Here is a 19,865-nt window from a genome sequence, read left to right on the forward strand (position 1 = left end):
GAAAGCATAATCATGTTCAAGTACTCGTCCAAACAGGCATCCGCTCTGGCGCTTGTGACCCTCTTTTTCGCGCTGACTTTCGCGGCGCTTCTCCCGGCACGTGCGGGTGACGAAGGACTATATGACAGTCCTCCCCCTCCCGGTTCCTCCTTTGTCCGTATCATCGACGGCCAGCGCGCATCCGGTGTCGCCAGTGTCGGCTCGGTCGAATATTTGCTGACCGAAGAAGGTCTTACGCCTTACAAGATCGTTCACGCCGGAACCTATGACCTGTCGATGCGTGATGCGTCCCCAAGCTTCAGCTTCGAAGCCGGCAAGTTCTATACGATCGTGGCAGCAGCAGGAACAGAGCCTGTGCTGGTCGAGGACGAGCCAATCAGCAATCCTTCCCGCGCTGGCCTGTACTTCTATAACGCCACGGGTACCTCCGACGTCGATCTCGCACTGGTTCTCGGTGGCAAGGCAGTGAAGGCCTTCAAGAATGTTTCCGCCGACAGCGAAGCCTTCCGGCAATTGAAGGCGGCAACCGTGGGCTTTGAAGCTCAGCAGTCCGGCAACGCCTTGGCAGCCGCAGACGAATTCAGCCTGAAGCGGAAGATCGGCACGACCGTGGTCCTCTTCCAGGATTCGGGGAACTACAAACTTCTGGTCAGCAACAATTCCCTGGAACAATGACCGATCCCGGGCGGGAAGCTTGCAGCTTCCCGCCCTCTTTCCAGTTTTCAGTTGACGTGGTGTACGACAAATGGATTTTCTCAGGCGCGCACTTTCGGTTTCTTTCAGCACCGAAGCACTTCCGGCGACCGCTGTTTCCTTGAGACGCCTTGCCCTGACGACAGTCTGCGCGCTCGGTGTCGGCGTCACGGGTGTCTCTCCGTCTATCGCCGCTTCAAAGAACGAAAAATTGTTCGATGTGATCGGTATCTTGCCGCCGGACCTCGATTACAAGGCCCTCTGCGAGCGGGATTCTGTCCGCGTGCCTCTGATAACCGACTGGGAACAATGGAACGGGGAGAAAACGGATCGCAAGAGCGACGATCTGTTCAAGATTGCCCGCGAATACAGCAAGGGCAGCGATCGCGTTTTTGCAGACCCGGAAACGGCCAGCAAAATCCTGGCTTACCTCGAGACGAACCGGCACGATTTCGAAGTCGCTGAACTGCGACTGGCGCAGGCGGAGAACGTGCTCAACGCCCAGAAGGACGCCTTTAGCCAGGAAGTGATCGACAGTTTGCAGCAGGCGATCGACGCCGGCTCCGTGAAAGCGGCCACCCTTATGGCCCGGTATATCGGCCCGGAAGCACCGGCGAACCGGCAGAACCTCGAGGAAGCGGCCCGTCTTTATGCAGCTGCGGCACGGGCCGGTAATCTTGAGGCGGAACAGGGGCTGATTACACTTGCCAATACCGGCAGGCCCGAATTCGCGATGACGGTCGCGGAAAAACGCGCTCGCATGACCAATGTCCTCAATCGCATGATTCAGGAAATCGTCAACGAGGGCACTTGTTCCTATCTCTCTCAGATCGGCAATCTCTACCTTCTGGAAAAATATATTACCAAGCAGAATGATGTGGCTCTCGCGTGGTTGCGGATCCAGGCGCAACTTGGAGACGGCGTCCTCGCCGAACTGCTTGGCCGGCGCCTGAAGCTTGGCCGCTTTTTCGACTATAATCAGGAAAAATCAATCGAACTCTTCAAGATCGCCGCGGAAAAGGGACGCCCCAAAGCGATGCTGGAAGTCGGGCAGGCTCACATCAAGAGCCTTATTGCCAACGCGTCGGAGCAAATCGGAGAGGACTACCTGCTTAAGGCTGCGGAAGCCGAGGTGCCCAAGGCATATGAAGTCCTCGCCAAATATTATCGCGGCTCCTATGGGCACCGGTTCCAGCCGGAACTGGCTGCGAAATTCTATGAAAAGGCGGCGGCAGCAGGCGAAAAACGGGAAGAAATGCTGTACGGCCTTGGCAAGCTGCTGATGCTGGATACCCCGGTGTATGACCCCAAGCGCGCCCTTGCCGCATTTGAAGCGTCTGCGGAGCTGGGGCATGACGGCGCCGCTCGCGAGGCCGCCAATCTTTACATGCGGGAGTTAATTCCCGGCCAGCCTGCGGACTATGTCAAAGCAGTCCGCCTCTATCGGTTTGCCGCCATCAGCGGAGATTCCGCAGCAGCGAGAACTCTTTCCAAACTCTATCGCTGCGGCGAAGGCCTACCCTACAAGCACGACGTGTCCGAGACATGGATGGACAAGGCAGCCTTCCTCGGGTCTTCCGAGAGCATGTATGAACTGTCTCAGCAAATGCTGCGATCCGGAATGCTGAAACACGACGCCAAAATGATGGCGCGCGGCACGATGCTGCTGCGCAGGGCCGCTCACGACGGATCGGCGAAGGCTATCGCAGCGCTCGCCTTCGCCTATGAAAAGGGCACCGAATATCTGCCCGCAGATCCGGAGCGATACGACCAGTTGATCGCCTACACTCTTCGAAACCCGTTTGATCATCAAAAGATCTTCCGGGAACTTGCCGTGCGCCGATTTACCAAGGACATGAACGAGGCTGCTCGGCTCGACATCATCAAGAAGACCGCGGGGGAGCTCCAGATAACGGACCTCGATCCGATCTTCGCGCAGACATTCGCAGCCAAGGCCTCCACTGTTAACGAGGCGAGCGACCAATTCCAGCTTGCTCACAATTTGCTGGAAACCGGGGCGAACCAGGCAACAACGCTGGAGGCGCTCGACCTGCTGGAAGAGTCTGCGGACGAGGGCTACGTGAAAGCAAAGATCGATCTCGTTCGCTTTTCCAGCGAAGGCTATACGGTCGACGCGCTGGCAGAAATCGGCCAGGAAGGTGTCTGCAGTGTCAGAGACGCCCTGGCTCTTGCATCCGCTTTCTCGGAAATAGGCAGCGATGAGGCGAATGCTTACAGGGATGACTGGCTTGCACGGTCCAACGACATAGCAAATAACGACCCGCTCGCCGCACTCGACATCGGCATGGCTTACTGGAAGGGCGCCTTCGGAGAAAACCACAAGCAGCAAGCGGAACCCTATCTGGTAAAATCCCTCGAACTTGGTCAGGAAAAGCCGCTGTTTATCCTGGCCGAAGGCCATATAAAGGATGTCTGGGCGGACTCGGACCCGGAAAAAGGCGCAAAGATCTACAGAGACCTTGCAGCCTCGGGACGAGCCAACGCCGCTTATTCCTTGCTGCGCTTCATTTCGCAAGGCAAAGTGAACTCGAACTTCGATGAGATCGAAATGCTTTTGTCTCAGGTCAGGGCAATCCCTGATCTGCAATCCGAGCTCACCCCGCTCTATATCAAGCTTGCCGACCTATCCACGAAGGGAAAATTTGGCGATAGCAACGGCCCCCAGACAGTCTCCTTGCTACTGGACGCCGCGGAAAAGAGTGCCGATCCCGAGCTGTTCCGCAGATTGGCCGAAATCTATCTGAACGGACAGATGGGGATAGACCGGGATCTTGAGAGCGGCATGGAGTGGATGCTCAAAGCAGCGCAAGCCGGAGATCGCACTGCCGCCGAGCGTGTAGCCCGGTCTTACGAATTCGGTTTCGTTTTCGAAAAGAATGCGTCCCTGGCTGCTGAATGGGACGAAAAAGCCAATTTCCTGCAAGAGTGAATGAAAGTCGAAAAATGCCAGTTAAAGCAATCGGCCCCGGTCGCCTGTGCATCCAGGGAGCGATGTTTGCCGTCACCCTTGCTGCCGCGTCCTGGACCTCCACTTCCGCGATGGCTGATGACGGCCGCATGATCGTCGCTATCAGCAATTCGAACTCTGTTGCCAAATCCCAGAGCGCTGATGCGCAAGGCCAGATGAAAATGCTCGCCTTCCCGTTCAAGGTGCGCGACGACGGCCCGTATCGTCAGCAGGAACTTGTATGTGCGAGACCGACACCGGCGCCTGTCATCGATCTTGATGTCGGCAGCATTTACACCCCCGGCGACGAGACCCATTCGAGGGTCGATCCGAAGGCACAGGAAGTCTATCTGGCAAAGATGAAAGCTGTACGGTCCTATGCTTCGGATGTCGTGCGCATGGCCAACAGTTTCCACGCCAATGGCGACCTTGAAGCCGCGGCCTGCGCCCTTACCTGGCTTCAGGACTGGGCAAAGTCGGACGCGCTTTCCAAATTGCAGACGCGGCAGGCCTATCTGACGTCGACGCGCGTCCTCTCCGGCCTGGCGCTTGGCATGATGCAGGTCATGCCCGTCGCCGATCAGATGAAGGATATCGATGTCAGGCTCATCCAGGACTGGTTTGTTCGCCGTGCAGAACCCCTGATCGAGGAAGTGTACGGTGACCCGGAGGACCGTGCCTCGAACCGGCAGAACCATCGCTACTGGGGGGGATTGGCTGTCGCTTCAATTGGCGTCGTGACCGGCCGGAAGGACTTTCTCGAGTGGGGCGTTGAGAGCTACCGCCTGGGTGTGTGCGAAATCGCGGACAACGGGACGCTTCCGCTGGAACTGGCACGTGGCAAGAGGGCACGTCAGTATCATAACCATGCGCTCGCACCGCTTATCCTGATTGCCGAAATCGCGGAAAGCAACGGCATTGATGCCTATTCATTCTGCGATTCTGCTATCCATCGTCTTGTCCGTTTCCTGATGACATCGGTCTTCGATGAGAGCGAAATCGAAAAGATGACGGGCCATAAACAAATACCGATCCCGAAACGTCCGGGCGGGTATTACCGGGGGGATCGGTTTGCGTGGGCCGAACCCTACAGGGCTCGTTTCCCGGACAAGGCGGAAGTGTTTCGCATCGACGATCTGAAACTACGCAGACCGCTCTATTCGACAAATCTGGGTGGGGAAACCACCACGCTATTTGTACGCTGAGTTTACGGTATTTAACGACGGAAAGGGGCCGGCAATTGCCGGCCCCTTTCTTTGTTTCAACCGCTGACCGCTTTTCTAAAACAGAAAATCGCTCTGGTGCAGATCGGCCAATCTGAAGTCGTCGAGAATGATAGAAGCTCCGTTATCGAATTCGATTTGCACGCCATCGCCATAGGCAGAATAGTCCAGGTCCTTGACCCCGCCGATGTCCATGCCGGACAGGTCGATCAGATCTTCGCCGCTTTGGAAGTCAAGGATACGGTCCGTCTCGCCTTGGGACATGGGCAAAAAGACGAACTGATCTGCTCCTTCGCCGCCAACGAGCCTGTCATTTCCCGAACCGCCGACGAGTATGTCATCGTCGTCGCCGCCATCCAGGACGTCATCTCCTGCGCCACCTTCGAGAAGATCGTTACCGGTCGCACCGTAGAGCCGGTCGTTGCCGTTATCGCCGTACAGCTTGTCGGACCCGACCTCACCGCTCAGCTTGTCGTCGCCGGAACCACCGTGCAACTCGTCATGACCAGTGTCGCCGTAAAGAATGTCGCTTCCGGCATCCCCATACATCTGGTCACCGGCAGAACCGCCGTAAAGCTTGTCGTTGCCGTTGCCCCCGGTGATGTAGTCGGCCCCGGAATTTCCCTTGAGGGTATCGTTGCCGTCGCCGCCGTCGAGCCTGTCGTCGCTGTACCCACCTGAAATCAGATCGTCTCCATCGCCACCCTTCAGGTCATCTTCACCGGAACCGCCGTAGAGCGTGTCGTTGCCGTCTCCGCCTTCTATCAGATCATTACCGACCCCGCCGTTGATCCAGTCGTGGCCGCTGTTCCCGTAAAGCTGGTCATTCCCACCTTCGCCCTCGATGGTGTCGTCGTCCGATCCTCCATAAACGGTGTCGTTGCCCGAGCCGGATTTGATGGTGTCCTTGCCACTTCCTCCATTGATATAGTCTTCGCCCATGCCCGAGGAAATCGTGTCGTTGCCGTTGTTTCCGTAGATCACGTCGTGACCATGGTCGTCGATGATGGTGTCATCGCCGTCACCGCCCGTCACCTTGTCACTACCGTTTCCGGCGTAGATCAGGTCGTTGCCTTCGTCTCCGACGAGATAGTTTTCGCGGTCATTGCCGTGCAGTTCATCGTCACCCCCGCCGCCGGCCATGTAGTAAAGCGTATCGGACGCGACCAGATAGTCGTCCGCATCATGGCCAACGACATAGTTGAGAATGATCGTGTTCTCGCCGTAGATGTCTGTCTCCACATGAGCCTTGCCGCCGGGCGAGATCGCTGTCCAGTAGCCGCGCACGCTACCAGTGTTCTGATCCGGCTGATATTCCAGCACCAGCCTGTCGACGGTCACCGTGTTCGAGTGGTCGAAACTGCCGTGAAAATTGATGTCGCGATTGCTTTCGGAGATGTGGATCGTGTTGTTGTCTTCTGCATGCCACGATGAAAACAGGAAGGAATGGCGATTATTGAACAGCTCCAGGTTCGACAAACTACTGTGAAACGTCTCGTAGAGCTGGATGCCGTAGCCGTTACCCGCCGTACCCTTGTTGTAGCTACCGTTGGTATAAAGATTGTCTGCTTTCAGAGACAAGCTGTTTTGAAACCAGAAACCATCGCTGGCGGCATTGATCACCGAGACACCTTTGGTTTCGAAACCGTAGGTACTGTAAACGTGCATCCCTGCGGCCTGCGTGAATTCCGGTATGACATTCACGAAATCATTATGATTTGGGCTGTTCTGAAGGCTCGTCGGAAGATAGTCGCTGAGGTCGTAAGTGATGGTAAGATCCTGGACACTCACGTCTTCAAGCAGATCGACCTTTCCGACGGTCGCCTTGCCGGCGTCGAATTTCTGCCCGACCTCGTTTTCCAGATAGACTTTATTGCCGTTAACGGCGACGACTTTGACCAGGGTTTCCCGAAAGGGCGATATTGCGGCCTGGTCGGCGTCATACTCCGTGTCTCCACGGGACTGCAGGAAACTTGTCGTGTTCTCCTGGGAGATATAAAGATAGTCCCCCGAGGAAATCTGGCTCGCGTCCTTCAGATAAAGAACCGTCGAATTTTCATTCGTGCCGTTTGCGACCGTCGTGATGTCTTCCGGTATGGAACGCGATCCGACGACGATACCGTCGCCCGAGACGTCCGGATCAAGATCGAAAACCAGCTTTGTTCCGGCCTCGCTCTCACCTTTCAGCGTGATGTCCGGCCTGTCGATAACAAGACTGCCGGTAAACCGATGAACGCCATCACGAAGAATGACAGTTGATCCGGCCGGCGCATCTGCAATGAAAGCGTTCAGGACATCGACACTGACCCCTGTATCGACGTAGTAAGTATTCCCGTGCTGTGAAAACATAGTATCACTCGCTGAGGTAATACCAGAATTATTATAATTAGTATTTGTCTGATATGTAATGTTGGCATCATACAGCGTCTCGAGATCGATGTTTTCGAAGGTGATAACATCGTCGCCCGAGAGCTGAAGAACCACATTCTCCCCCTCCTGCCCTGCGAGGGAGAACAAATGATCCTGGTTGAAAAAAGAATATCCTCGTAGATCCAGGACATCCTCACCAACAGTAAAATCCCGAATTGTGATACTGTCGTGGCCCTTGTCAAAAATATATGTGTCCACGCCACCACCGCCGGTAACGACATCGTCACCACTGCCCATATCCCAGACAGTATCCGCATCGTTGCCGATCACGGTCTCGTCGCCGCGGCTCCCGGTGACATCGAAGTCCGACCCTTGCGCAAGGTGGAAAGTTACCGCGCCGTCTCCGCCTTCTGCACTATCTCCACCTTCTACGCCCCGCAGACCGCGTAGCTCCAGTTCGCCAGCGCCATCGATGACGACATCGCCTGTAGCCGCTTCCATGAGATCGACCCGATGGTATCCCTGCTGCGCAAACTGCAGGTCGATGCGACCGGCATCGGATTGATCGAGGATGTGAGCGTCAATCCGGACGACAACACCACCGTTGCTGGCGGCCGTCATGTCGAACCGGTCAATATTCTGCAACAAGGATGTCTGCCTGTAGTCCAGGACATACCCTGACGTCGACAGGATTCTGATTTCGTCGACTGCATCCGCTGATCCATATTCGGCATACTTCGCGAGAGCAGAAATATATAGATTTTGAATAAAATCAGGATACAACTCTTGAATAGGGGTAATGTCCGACATCTGTTACTTCCCTCTGCCCAATTTTTAATCAGCGAAGTCTCTGCTGTACTGATTTTTTTATATGAAAATCAAATTACGACCCGGATAAGAGCGAGGATTCATTTATTTCTAGCGTTTTAACTTCTGATAAAGCTTTTGAGAGCTTCGCAAACTTGTTTGGATGAAACCGCGATTTTCGACATTTTCGCGTTCATGGCGCCTCTTGAGGGCACGGTCAGTCCATGCCCCGAATGCATCTGCTCGCGCGTGGAGATTGGATCTAGCCGTGAGGCGATTGCTGCGGCGGGCATTGGTGTCAGCCGTGAAACGATCCGCAATGGATGAACCGGTTTGGTCGGCATATCGCGCGCAGCCCTCGTCGGGAGCGACCAAGGCCCAAAAGCAAGTGGCATCCTGATGACGCCGCGATCGTCATTTGCGGAGTAAAATACTGGCCCTGGCGGACTATTGACGGAAATGAAACGTGCTCGAAATCCTGGTTCGATCCCGCTGGAATGCCAAAGCGGCCAAACAATTCTCAAGCGTGCTGGTCACGCAGTTCGGCGAGCCCAGGGGTGTGCCGCCCCTCTCGTTGCATTGCATTCGCAAAATATTGCCGGGCAGTGGACAAGCTGCACAACCGCACCAGACCGGAACACGTCCTGGCTTCGGGCATCGCGCTCAAAAAGGATTGAAGTAAAGGATTGAGAATTGCCATCGCCAGACTGGAAAGCAGCTTGAGTGTCTGACAAGACGTGATTTTTGAGGGGAGAGTTTGCATCTCCCCTCCCCTTAGTGAACGAACTACCGATCCTTTGGCATATAGAGGTCACCGCCGTCTCGATATCTGACCGCCATTTTCTCCATGCCCTCTTTCTGTGCCTCGGCACGGATGTCGTGTGAAATCCGCATGGAGCAGAACTTCGGGCCGCACATGGAGCAGAAGTGAGCGACCTTGTGGGCTTCCTTCGGCAAGGTCTCGTCGTGCATCGAGCGGGCCGTTTCCGGGTCGAGTGACAGGTTGAACTGATCCTCCCAGCGGAATTCGAAGCGGGCGCGCGAGAGCGCGTCGTCGCGGATCTTCGCCGCCGGATGGCCCTTGGCGAGATCAGCAGCATGAGCGGCGATCTTGTAGGTGATCACGCCTGTCTTCACGTCGTCGCGATCTGGAAGGCCGAGATGCTCCTTGGGCGTGACATAGCAGAGCATCGCCGTTCCAAACCAGCCGATCATCGCCGCGCCGATGCCAGACGTGATGTGATCGTAGCCGGGAGCGATGTCGGTCGTCAGCGGGCCGAGCGTGTAGAATGGCGCTTCACCGCACACGTCGAGCTGCTTGTCCATGTTCTCCTTGATCTTGTGCATCGGTACATGCCCGGGACCTTCGATCATGACCTGGCAATCCTTCGCCCAGGCCGTTTTCGTCAGTTCACCAAGCGTTTCCAGCTCGGCGAATTGCGCGGCGTCGTTGGCATCGGCAATCGAGCCCGGCCGCAGACCGTCGCCGAGCGAGAAGGAAACATCATAGGCCCTGGCGATGTCGCAGATTTCTTCGAAATGCTCGTAGAGGAAGCTCTCCTTGTGATGATGCAGGCACCATTTGGCCATGATCGAACCGCCGCGCGAGACGATGCCGGTGACCCGGTTGACGGTCAGCGGAATGTAGTGAAGCCGCACGCCGGCGTGGATGGTGAAATAATCGACTCCCTGCTCTGCCTGTTCGATCAGCGTGTCGCGGAAGATCTCCCAGGTCAGATCCTCGGCAACGCCGCCGACTTTCTCTAGTGCCTGATAGAGCGGCACCGTGCCAATCGGAACCGGCGAATTGCGGATGATCCATTCACGGATGTTGTGGATGTTGCGGCCGGTCGACAGGTCCATGACGGTATCGGCGCCCCAGCGGGTCGCCCAGACCATCTTCTCGACCTCCTCGGCCATCGACGAGGTGACCGCGGAATTGCCGATATTGGCGTTGATCTTCACCAAAAAATTCCGGCCGATGATCATCGGCTCTGCTTCCGGGTGGTTGATGTTCGACGGGATGATCGCCCGGCCGCGGGCAACTTCCTCGCGGACGAAGTCAGGCGTGACGAAATCCGGGATAGCGGCGCCAAAGCTCTCGCCATCACGGCCAGCCTCACCCCTCAGTGCCTTGCGCCCGAGGTTCTCGCGAATAGCGATGAATTCCATTTCCGGGGTAATGATGCCGGCACGTGCATAGGCCATCTGGGTGACCGCCTTTCCGGCCCTGGCGCGGCGTGGTGTCTTGAGGTTCGGGAATCCCGGGGTCAGACGCTCTCCGCTGGCAAAGCCGTTGTCCTCGGGCTTGACCATGCGGCCCTCGTATTCCTCCGTGTCACTGCGGGCGGCGATCCACTCAGTGCGAAGCCGCGGCAGGCCCTTTTCGATGTCGATGGATTGGGCCGGATCGGTGTAGGGACCGGAGGCATCGTAGACTGCCACCGGCGGCTCGCCCGCAGTCGGATGAACCGCGATCTCACGCATGGGCACGCGGATAAACGGATGGATTTCACCCGGTTTGTAAACCTTGGTCGAGGCCGGCAGCGGCTCTTTGGTGATCTCGGACGTGATCGCCTTGACGGGAAAATTCATTTGAGGCTCCAATCTTCAGGTTGGAGACCCAGTTCGAAGCCGGAAAGATGGAAAGACGCCACAACAGCCCGCATCCGGGGCAACGTCAGACTTGCAGCGCTCGCACCGTCCCTACGCCAGTATGAACTGGATCAGGTTCAACGGGTCACTGCGCTGCCGTCTTGAACGGCCCAGCAGAATCTCAGCCCCTTGGCGGGACCCCCCTGGTAACGTTGCCATCGACCGTCAAAATGGGGCCATTGTCAATGCAAAGTGGGACGGTTCGAAGCATTTTTAACAAGACTGGCTACCTCCCTAGAGGTTAGCCAAGCCTGGTGCCGCCACTCGACTTCCTTGGTCAATTCGCGCGATTCAGCCCTTAATCATCTCGGCGTATCTCTTTGAAAAATGTCAAAGGTTCGGCTGGTCACCGCTCACTCAAAAGAGAATGCGGCATCGGCACTTTGTTGAAGAAGCCAGTCTCGAAACAGCAAAGCACCTGGCTTCGGTGGCCTTTGCGCCGGCATGACGAGGAAAATCGTTTCGCCTGATCGATAGACCGACTTTAGCGGATAAACGAGGCGCCCGGCGCGCACATGGTCTTGCACCAGGTGTTTCCATCCAAGCGCAATCCCATGGCCGTGAACTGCCGCTTCAATAGAGGCCAGCGCATCGGTGAAGACGGCATCGAGATCCAATTTTGTCACCGGGACGGAGTGATGCATCATCCACTCTTTCCAACCCAGACGCGTTCGGTGTCGCTCCTCAAAATGCAGAAGCGGGTGCTTGAGAAGCTGTGCCGGCGTTGAAATGGGGCCTCGCTCGCGCAGATACTCCGGGCTGCAAACCGGGAGGATCTCCTCGGTGACGAATTCCCAGGCATGGACGCCGGGCCACTCCCCGCGCCCGAGCCGCGCCGAAAGATCGATATCCTCGACAATGAGATCCTGATCGTCCCGGCTGCTTTCGGCAATGTGGAGCGAAACGTCGGGATACTTTGCCTTGAAACCTTTCAGCCGCGGCAACAGCCAAAGCTGAATGAACGAGGTCGAGAAGGAAACTCGCACCGTGTCCTTTGAAAGCTGACGTCTCAGCGAGGTCAGCACCATATGCAAATGGTCAAACGACTGCTGGATTTCCTTGTAGAACCGCAACCCCTCCGCCGTCAGTTCCAGGCGCTTGTGTTCGCGCCGGAAGAGCTGAAGTCCGGTCGCCTCTTCCAAAAGCTTGATCGTTTTACTGACCGCTGGCTGACTGACATTCAATTCTTCGGCCGCAGCCGTGAAACTGCCACGCCGCGCGGCAGCTTCAAAAACGAAAAGATAATTGGCCGAAGGAACAAGCGAGCGTAACCGATGCATAATTTCAGGTTATGCCAGTTTGCATTTTTTGCAACGTTACAAGCCGGTTTTGCGGTCGGTAATCTCACGTTGAAGCAACCAAAGGAATGACCCCATGCGAACTCATGCTCGTGCTGTCGTAATCGGTGGCGGCTGCGTCGGCGCAGCAATTCTTTATGGCTTGGCAAAACGCGGTTGGACGGATGTGGCTCTTCTCGAAAGAACCCAGTTAACCGCAGGTTCGACCTGGCACGCGGCTGGCCTTATTCCCTCTTACGCGCGCAATATCAATGTCGGCCTGATGATTGCGAAAACGATCGAGATCTATGAGGGTCTTGAAGCCGAAACCGGTCAGCATGTCGGCTGGCACAAGTGCGGCCAGCTTCGCATTGCCAATACAAGCGACCGGCTCGATGAATACAAGAGCTACATGAGCGTCGCCGCCGTACAGGGAATTCGCGCCGAGTTGGTAACCCCTTCCGAAGCCCGCGAACTCTGGCCGCTTCTGGAAAACAACACCGATATGCTGGCCGCGCTTTATCACCCCGATGATGGTCATATCGCGCCGGCTGACGTCACGCAGGCCATGGCGAAAGGGGCACGCGACCTTGGCGCCAAGGTGCATCTCAAAACAGAGGTAAAGAGCTTCGAGCGAACCTCCGGCGGGGAATGGAAAATCCACACAAATAACGGCGAGATCATCTGCGAACACATTATTTGCGCGACCGGGAACTACGCCCGTCAGACAGGTGCCATGCTTGGTCTCGAAATCCCCGCCATTCCCATTCTGCATCAATACTGGATCACGGATAAGGTGCCGGAAATCGTCGAGCGCAAGCGTCAGGGCCTGCCGGAAATGCCAATCCTCCGCGACGAGGGTTTTGAGGGCTATCTCCGGGAAGAAGGCGACGGGCTCATGTTCGGCCCTTACGAAAGAACCGAACACCTGAAGCTCTTTGCCGAAAACGGCGTTCCAGAGTGGTTCGGCGCAGATCTCGTGGAAGAAGACTTCGACGCCGTTGCCTGGAACTGGGAAACAGCCATCGAGATGGTTCCTGCCCTTGGCCGGGTCGGCATCAAGGCCAATGTCCGTGGTCCGTTCCAGATGACTGCTGACGAACTACCGCTGGTCGGGCCCGCCTGGGGCCTTGAGAATGTCTGGCTTGCCGAAGGCGTGCCCGGCGGCATCCTGTGGGGTGGGGCGATCGGCTACTATCTGTCGGAACGCATTGTGGAAGGCGCCAACAGCCTCAACACGTCAGATCTCGATCCACGCCGTTTCGGCGATTACGCCAACAAGGAGTGGACGCGCCAGAAGGTGAAACAAAGCTGGGGCACCCATGCAGAACTTCACTTTCCGGGCCAGGACATGCCGGCCGCGCGCCCTCAAAAGACTGCGCCATCCTATGACATCCTATCGAAAAAGGGCGCGGTCTGGGGAGTTCTTGACGGTTGGGAAATACCGAACTGGTTTGCGCCTGAGGGCGTGGAAGCCAAGGACCAGTATAGCTGGCGCTGGACTGAAAAAGGCAATTTCGTCGGCGAAGAAGTCCACGCCGTTCGTACTGCGGTCGGTCTCGTCGAGATGACACCCATGACGAAATTCGAAGTTTCCGGCCCCGGGGCGGAAATCTGGCTCGACGGTATCCTTGCCAATCGGCTGCCGAAAGCCGGTCGCGTCAACCTCAGCCACCACTTGACCAAGACTGGTGGGGTCCAGGCTGAATATGTGGTTTCGCGTCTCGAAGACGGCAGCTTCTACATGATTTCCACACCGAGTGCCGAGCGCTGGAATTTCGATGAGCTCTCGAAGCTTCTGCCAAACGATGGAAGTGTGCAGTTGCGAAACGTGAGCAACGAGCGCGGATGTTTCACTGTTGTTGGCCCCAAGGCACGCGAGGTTCTGCAAGAACTGACAGAAATGGACCTGTCGAATGATGCCTTTCCGTGGTTCTCGGTCAAATCGGGTACGGTTGGACTTGCAACAGACGTGCGTATGCTCCGCGTGAATTACGAAGGCGAGTTGGGTTGGGAACTTTATCACCCACTTCCCTATCAGCGGCACCTACTGGAAGCGATCCTGACGGCGGGCGAGCCGCACGGCCTGCGGCTGATCGGCTATCATGCGCTGGAATCGCTCAGGCTCGAGAAGTCCTATCGCGCCTTGTATCGCGACATGAACCCCGAACTGACGGCCTGGGAAAGCAACCTTGACCGCTTCATTCGGCTGGAAAAGGCAGACTTCATCGGCAAGGCGGCCCTCGTCCGTCAGAAAGAAGCGGGCATAAGGCAGCGTTCCTTCACCATTGCGATCGATACAGAAGGGGCAAGCGCACTCACCCACGAGGCCGTTTACCACACAGGCAAACTTGTCGGTCGCATCACGTCCGGGAGCTATGCCTATACACTCGGCCATGATGTCGCCTTCGCCCTTCTGCCCGTTGAGCTGGGCGTTATCGGAACAGAACTGGACGTTCCCATTCTGGGTGAAATGCGCAAAGCACGGGTAATTTCTGAGTCCCCTTATGATCCCGGGAACCTTCGCGGCCGCATGTAAGCCTTTTCAACGGAAACAAGAAACTGATGAAGCTTCCAGTGACAGTGAGGCCGTGTCTTTAGATTTGGCTGCTGATGGTAACGTTCAATCGAAGTAGTTGACCCAGCCGATCACTTTGCCGCTGCTGCCCTTTATCTCGTCGTTGAATCGAATTCCCTGCAGCGATCCGATGTTCGGCGCGGCGGACCGTGGAAACCGGTTCTCGACGACATTTTTCACCTGCGCACCGAAGGAGTGCCAGGCCAGTCGACTGATGCATTTGGGTTTGGCGACCTTGGCGCCGCCGGTGCCGCCAATCGCTAATTTCATCAATTTGAAGGTTTGCTTGGCTTCTTCGGCCAACGCTCTTTTCGCTGCACTTCGTGCATTCTTCAGGCATTGGCCGTCGTTGAGTGTCTTTTCGAAAATGATGAGGTTGAGGCCGAAATTCATCAGGGCGATTCCTTTGACGCCCGCGTCATTTCCCAGATACGTAATCCAGTTTACCTCAAGCTTGTGTTCTTTCCTGATCGCATTGTAATTGAGCGGCTGCTCGATCCAGGAATGGATCGCTCCACTTGCTGTGGCGTTGTGATGATTTACGCAATGGTTTGCGGGGTCGTTCGTCTTCCAAACGATAAAGATCAGCTTGCGGTCTCCGTCTGTCTTGTTGCTTATGAAGGCTGCAGCCTCGCGCTTGTGTTTCGGTGGCTTCGATGCCCATGACTTGACGTCAGAGCTGATGAACGCGTTGCCATCAAGCTTCGACATTTTGTAGGGCCGCCACACTGCCTCTTCGCCAGGGTCAACCGGCGCCGGTGAAGGGTTCCCATAGGCACTGACGAACATGTCGTGATAGCTGAGCCATTCCTTCGAAAGTTCGTCAAAATTCTTCATGCCTTTTCTGATCCCGGACGCGCGAAGTTCGGGGTGGTGCCAGTAGAAGACCAGGTCGGCGAGTTTGGAGGGATCGTCGATACCTTGTGAAAGAGCCTGCGAAATTGTCGCAACGATTGCGCTGGGAAAATCAAATAGATTCATGAGAGATCCTTCATGCTCCGCTTCAATCACTTTTCGATTTCTGAATAAATTATTGAAGAAAAGTCCATTACTTAAAAAAGGACGTATTTTTCTATTTTGTATTTTAAGTAAGCGAAAATATCAGCTACTGATACTTTGTAGCGTGCTGGCTTCAGCCTTGGCCATCACGACGGCCCACGCGCGGCGTTGTAGCCGTCGATGATTGCGTCTCTCAGCCCGGCACCGGTATTCCCTTTGCGCGAGTTTGCGATTGCTGCCGCGACATAGCCATTCGGAAAGACGACGACCTCGGCCGTGGCTTGTCCGCCCCAGCGGCTTCCATTGTGGGAGATAGCCCGTCCATCGTTCGTTCGCGGACGACTTGCAAAGACCAGCCGGTCATCACCTGCGGAAAACATGAGCTCGTGGTTGTCGTTGATGACTTCACGGGTTGAAACGATGCGGTGCACGACCTTCGACAAGGCGCGCGTCGAGAGGAACCATCCCCCGATCGCACAAGGGCGGCCGGCCTCGGTCCGGTCGATTCCCGTTTCGTCCATCGGTCCGTCATAGTAATAGGCGCCACGCTCGGGATCGGCGAAGACGTTGCAGCCTCCGATCACGCCAACAGGCTCGAACAGGGTCTTTGCCACGATATCCCGGTATCGATTGTAAGCATGAACCTGGAGATAGCTCTCATAGGTGATCTCTCCTGGGGAGTACGCGTCCTCGATCTGTGCCCATTTTGCCGGAACGAGCGAAGCGGCACTCACGTTCCAGAGCGCAAACGATGTATTGGCGTAGCATCGCTTGGTCACCGGTTCGGGCACACAGGCATTTGACTGTGTTGCGATGTTCTGGGCACGCACGATGTAGGTTTCTGCACCAAGCTGATACCGTTCCCGCAGCGTGTATTTATGGTCCCAGAGTGTCTTGCCGGACTTGGCAAACCCCGCACGATGCTGCAGCAGGTTCCGGATGGTGACGGGTTGCAGGGAGGCATCGAGTTCGCTCTGCCAGCGCCGCGGCAGGTAGTCCTGGAACCGGTCCTCTAGCGAAACACCCTGAAGCGTTTCGGCCCGATGGATGACGGTTGCCGCTGTCAGGACCTTCGACACGGAACCGATGGCTGCCTGGGTACGACCGTTGAACCGCTGTTCTCCGCCGTTTTCGCAAGGTGACCGCGCATAACCGTGGTTGACCTGCGCAATGACGTTGCCGTTCTTTCCACGTAGCGTTACGGCGTAGCCCATATAGCGATCGCTAAGCGCCTGAGCCACAACTGTCGCGAAGGCCGCCGTGTCGAAATTCTGCCTTTCCTGAACCTTGGTGAAAGCCGGTCTTTCTGCGGGAAGGTCACAAGCGCTGGCCGCGACCGGAAGTCCAATGGCAATCGTAGACATCAAAATGAGTTTGAACATGACAATATCCGTTTCCTGAAACATAACGAAACAGGAAAACTGTACGGCCGGCGGCCGGACGGATCATGGGTGAGCACACCTAATTTTCGCGTGCAGACTACTCAATTTCCATGTCAGGTTGATCTTCCGCCGCAACAATCCAGGGTTCGCTTTGAACGCGGAGAAGCACTTCCACCCTGTCCTTCGCCTGAAGTTTGGACAGGATTGACGACACGTGATTTTCGACGGTTCGCCGGGACCGGTTCATCGCATCTGCGATTGCCGCATTGCTGTTGCCCTTAACGAGAAGGCGGAGCACCAGCTGCTCCTTGGCCGTGAGCCCGTATGGGTGTTTGCGCGCAATTCTGTAGGGGCCGCGCCGCAGGGCCGAGAGGCCGCAGGCCCCGTTCCGGGCGCGCATCCAGCGGCGGGCCGCGAGTGCACCCAGGGATTGCAAGAGCGCGTCCGCCTCCTGATGCAAGTGCGCCTCTCCGCTTACCGCAAGCGAACAGGCCGCCAGGTAGTCGGAATTTTCCAACTGGAAGGCCCGGCCGGCATCTTCGGCATTCCCGTCCAGAAACAGTCTGACAGGCTCGGGAAGTTCAAGATCTGCTGTCGTCTCCTCCTCCGGCAGCCCGGCAATCCGGGCCCAAAACATCGCCTCACCGCGCTTGCGGGGGCTCAACAACCTGCGGTCCAGGCCGTTCAGCCAGCTCCAGGCAGATACCGCGGCTTCCGGTGTGCCTTCAAGCACGGCCTGTTCGATCTCGGTGATCTTCATGACGGTCAGATACTGGGGTTCGCCGATCTTCTCCGCAGAGGCAAGCGCATCTGCCAGGGCCTTGCCTGCATCGGCATCTCCCAGTCGCACAAGAGAGCGGGCGAGGACGATCTGCGCCGGCATGCGCATAAGCAATGTCTGGTTTTCCTGCCGAAGCACTCCGCGCGCAATGGTCACGGCCTCTTCAAAGCGCCCCTGTTCCAGGCGCAAATGCGCCTTCCGGCCGACAAGATAATAGGTCCAGGCATCAAGGTCGTGCGCACTGTCGAAACTGATGCCGGCATCGATCAGGTCTTCGGCTCGCTCCAGGGCGCGCATTTCGATGAGGCATTCGGAGAGATTCGTATAAACCCGAGCCGCCTGCTCATCGAACCCGTTCTCCAGCGAGATGCCCAGGCTCTTCCGCAGCAGTTCCTCGCCCTCCGGATTTCCACGGAACAACAGAGCAGAACCGACGGTGTTCAGGGCATGCGCACAGGTTTCGACCTCTTTCAGGGGTTCGGCAAGCATTAAAGCTTCTTGCCCCCACTTCACAGCCTCTGTCATTTCGTCCTGGAGCATATGATATTGAGCGCGCAGGGCATAAGCCTTGGCCCGGGTCCCGTCCACGCTGGAAACGCTGTTTTCGAGGGTCTCGATTGCCTCTTCGATGTAGCGCCGGGCATCCTCGGCTTCGCCCCTGTACCAGTGAAGCCGAGACAGCCACCGGAGGTTTTCCCCGACCCGGTCCTCCCGTCCGGCCTCGCGCCAGAGTTCTACCGCCTTGCGGCGCGCGGCAATCACGTCGGCATCGATACCGAGCGACAGCCCGGCTTCATATGCCCAACGCTCGTTGATCTCGGCAGCCTGCTCAACACCCAGCCGGTCCGCAAGCTTCAGCGCGTGTTCAAGAAAGCGTGCGGCTTCTCTATGCGCCCCGAGATTCGCTGCGTTGTCCGCGGCAAGTGGTGCGTAACGCAGCAGAAGTTCCTCGTTTTCAGCACCGCGGGCGTGATGCACGATCATGTCGAGGTGCGGGGCCAGGTCCGCCTGCTTGCTCAAATGGTCCAGGAAAAACCTGTGGGCCTCGATCCGCCTCGGGTGGCCGAGGCGGTCGTAGAGGGCAAGGCGCGCAATCTCGTGGCGAAAGGAGAGTTTGCGCCCGCTTTCCGTGAGCAAGCCTTTTCCGACGGCCTCTGTCAGCGCGTCGTATCCATCCTCCGGCGGCAAGGCGAGGAGAACATCCAACGGAATGGCACCCGGCCAGCAAGACGCAAATTCCAGCAAACGGAGAACTTCCGCGGATGTGCCAGCAAGTCGTGCGTCGATCGCGTCGCCGATGGTCTGGGGAATATTGCCGCCATCGGTCGACTGCACCAGAAGTTCCGTCAGGAAGAACGGATTACCGCCGGTAATTTCCAGCAGCCGCTCAGGGTCAAGGGATGTCGACCCCGCAAGAGCCTCAACCGCATCGAGGGACAGCGGGGCAAGATTTATCTGTTTTTTCCATGCCGGTCCTATTTCGCCCATCGCCGAGCGAAGAGGGTGGTAACCGGCTACCTGATCGTCGCGAAAGCTGCAAATCAGCAGCAAAGGCAGCATGGCGATCCTGCGGCCGATGAACTTCAGCCAGTCGAGTGTCCGCTCGTCCGCCCAATGCAGATCCTCGATGACAAGCACCACCGGTTCGCCGGCATGCGACAGATGCTCCACAAGTCCCCCGAAAAGCAGTGCTTCCTCATCGGGGGATTGCGCTGCTCCCATGAGACCGGCAGAAATATCGCGAACGGGTCCGAGCGGTCGTGGGGTGACCAGTGGATCGCAAAGGCCGACAGCCTTCCGAGTTGCCGGCCCCAGAGACTGCAGGAACTCGGATATCAGGGATGACTTGCCGACCCCTGCCTCACCGGCGACGAAGACGAGCCGTCCCCCGGACCTCGAAATGGAGTTCCGAGCCTCATCCAGAAACTTCAAATGCTCTTCACGCTCGAGAAGCAACCGACCTACCGGGAGACAGTTTGAAATGCAGGAAGAAATCTAGGCTATCTATATCAAGTCCATCAACGTCAATGTTGCGGAACCTGTAATAAATACCTGAAAATCCGACGTCTTCCTCTTCGTGTCGCCGAGGCCGCCCTGATAGGAGAGACCTTGGAAATCCTTCAATCAGGAGT

At 56.9% G+C, this 19,865-nt stretch carries 10 protein-coding genes and 1 riboswitch; of the genes, 4 read left to right on the plus strand and 6 right to left on the minus strand.

Annotated features, from left to right (window positions below):
• Positions 1 to 12: 12 nt before the first annotated feature.
• From AC2A6O_RS26330 to AC2A6O_RS26340, 3 genes are all read left to right on the plus strand, one after another.
• Entirely contained in the window at positions 13 to 675 is a 663-nt protein-coding gene (locus tag AC2A6O_RS26330) for an alginate O-acetyltransferase AlgF (RefSeq protein ID WP_148587417.1), read from the plus strand.
• Positions 676 to 745: 70 nt separating this feature from the next.
• Entirely contained in the window at positions 746 to 3,643 is a 2,898-nt protein-coding gene (locus tag AC2A6O_RS26335) for a tetratricopeptide repeat protein (protein WP_498931563.1), read from the plus strand.
• Positions 3,644 to 3,657: 14 nt separating this feature from the next.
• Positions 3,658 to 4,866, plus strand: coding sequence for an alginate lyase family protein (locus AC2A6O_RS26340; RefSeq protein WP_162530137.1), 1,209 nt, complete (start codon positions 3,658 to 3,660; stop codon positions 4,864 to 4,866).
• 75 nt (positions 4,867 to 4,941) lie between these two features.
• Here AC2A6O_RS26340 and AC2A6O_RS26345 read toward each other — a convergent pair whose 3' ends face one another.
• The 3 genes from AC2A6O_RS26345 to AC2A6O_RS26355 form a co-directional block, all read right to left on the minus strand.
• Positions 4,942 to 7,902, minus strand: coding sequence for a calcium-binding protein (locus AC2A6O_RS26345; protein WP_498931566.1), 2,961 nt, complete (start codon positions 7,900 to 7,902; stop codon positions 4,942 to 4,944).
• 945 nt (positions 7,903 to 8,847) lie between these two features.
• Positions 8,848 to 10,656 carry a phosphomethylpyrimidine synthase ThiC gene (gene thiC, locus AC2A6O_RS26350; RefSeq protein WP_498931568.1) on the minus strand — a complete coding sequence of 603 codons (1,809 nt, stop codon included), beginning with the start codon at positions 10,654 to 10,656 and terminating at the stop codon, positions 8,848 to 8,850.
• A gap of 90 nt (positions 10,657 to 10,746) precedes the next feature.
• Positions 10,747 to 10,871, minus strand: a riboswitch (TPP riboswitch).
• Between the two features lie 198 nt (positions 10,872 to 11,069).
• The gene (locus AC2A6O_RS26355; protein ID WP_498931570.1) at positions 11,070 to 11,996 is read right to left on the minus strand and encodes a LysR substrate-binding domain-containing protein; all 927 of its coding nucleotides are present in this window, start codon (positions 11,994 to 11,996) and stop codon (positions 11,070 to 11,072) included.
• A 94-nt stretch (positions 11,997 to 12,090) separates the two neighbouring features.
• On the opposite strand from AC2A6O_RS26355, the gene AC2A6O_RS26360 reads away from it, so the two are divergent.
• Positions 12,091 to 14,532 (plus strand): GcvT family protein, encoded by a 2,442-nt coding sequence (locus AC2A6O_RS26360; protein WP_498931571.1) that lies wholly within the window; start codon positions 12,091 to 12,093, stop codon positions 14,530 to 14,532.
• A gap of 84 nt (positions 14,533 to 14,616) precedes the next feature.
• Here the strand turns inward: AC2A6O_RS26360 and AC2A6O_RS26365 are convergent, their stop codons facing one another.
• The 3 genes from AC2A6O_RS26365 to AC2A6O_RS26375 form a co-directional block, all read right to left on the minus strand.
• Positions 14,617 to 15,552 (minus strand): hypothetical protein, encoded by a 936-nt coding sequence (locus AC2A6O_RS26365; protein WP_498931573.1) that lies wholly within the window; start codon positions 15,550 to 15,552, stop codon positions 14,617 to 14,619.
• Between the two features lie 164 nt (positions 15,553 to 15,716).
• Positions 15,717 to 16,952, minus strand: a complete 1,236-nt coding sequence (locus AC2A6O_RS26370) for a serine hydrolase (RefSeq protein WP_498931575.1) — start codon at positions 16,950 to 16,952, stop codon at positions 15,717 to 15,719.
• A gap of 97 nt (positions 16,953 to 17,049) precedes the next feature.
• Positions 17,050 to 19,689, minus strand: a complete 2,640-nt coding sequence (locus tag AC2A6O_RS26375) for an ATP-binding protein (protein WP_498931577.1) — start codon at positions 19,687 to 19,689, stop codon at positions 17,050 to 17,052.
• Positions 19,690 to 19,865: the final 176 nt, after the last annotated feature.

This window comes from Labrenzia sp. ATLA3 (assembly GCF_057180185.1).

Coding starts and splice junctions, on each gene's coding strand:
- AC2A6O_RS26330 (WP_148587417.1), top strand. CDS start 13: ATGTTCAAGTACTCGTCCAAACAGGCATCCGCTCTGGCGCTTGTGACC.
- AC2A6O_RS26370 (WP_498931575.1), bottom strand. CDS start 16,952: ATGTTCAAACTCATTTTGATGTCTACGATTGCCATTGGACTTCCGGTC.
- AC2A6O_RS26355 (WP_498931570.1), bottom strand. CDS start 11,996: ATGCATCGGTTACGCTCGCTTGTTCCTTCGGCCAATTATCTTTTCGTT.
- thiC (WP_498931568.1), bottom strand. CDS start 10,656: ATGAATTTTCCCGTCAAGGCGATCACGTCCGAGATCACCAAAGAGCCG.
- AC2A6O_RS26335 (WP_498931563.1), top strand. CDS start 746: ATGGATTTTCTCAGGCGCGCACTTTCGGTTTCTTTCAGCACCGAAGCA.
- AC2A6O_RS26340 (WP_162530137.1), top strand. CDS start 3,658: ATGCCAGTTAAAGCAATCGGCCCCGGTCGCCTGTGCATCCAGGGAGCG.
- AC2A6O_RS26360 (WP_498931571.1), top strand. CDS start 12,091: ATGCGAACTCATGCTCGTGCTGTCGTAATCGGTGGCGGCTGCGTCGGC.
- AC2A6O_RS26365 (WP_498931573.1), bottom strand. CDS start 15,552: ATGAATCTATTTGATTTTCCCAGCGCAATCGTTGCGACAATTTCGCAG.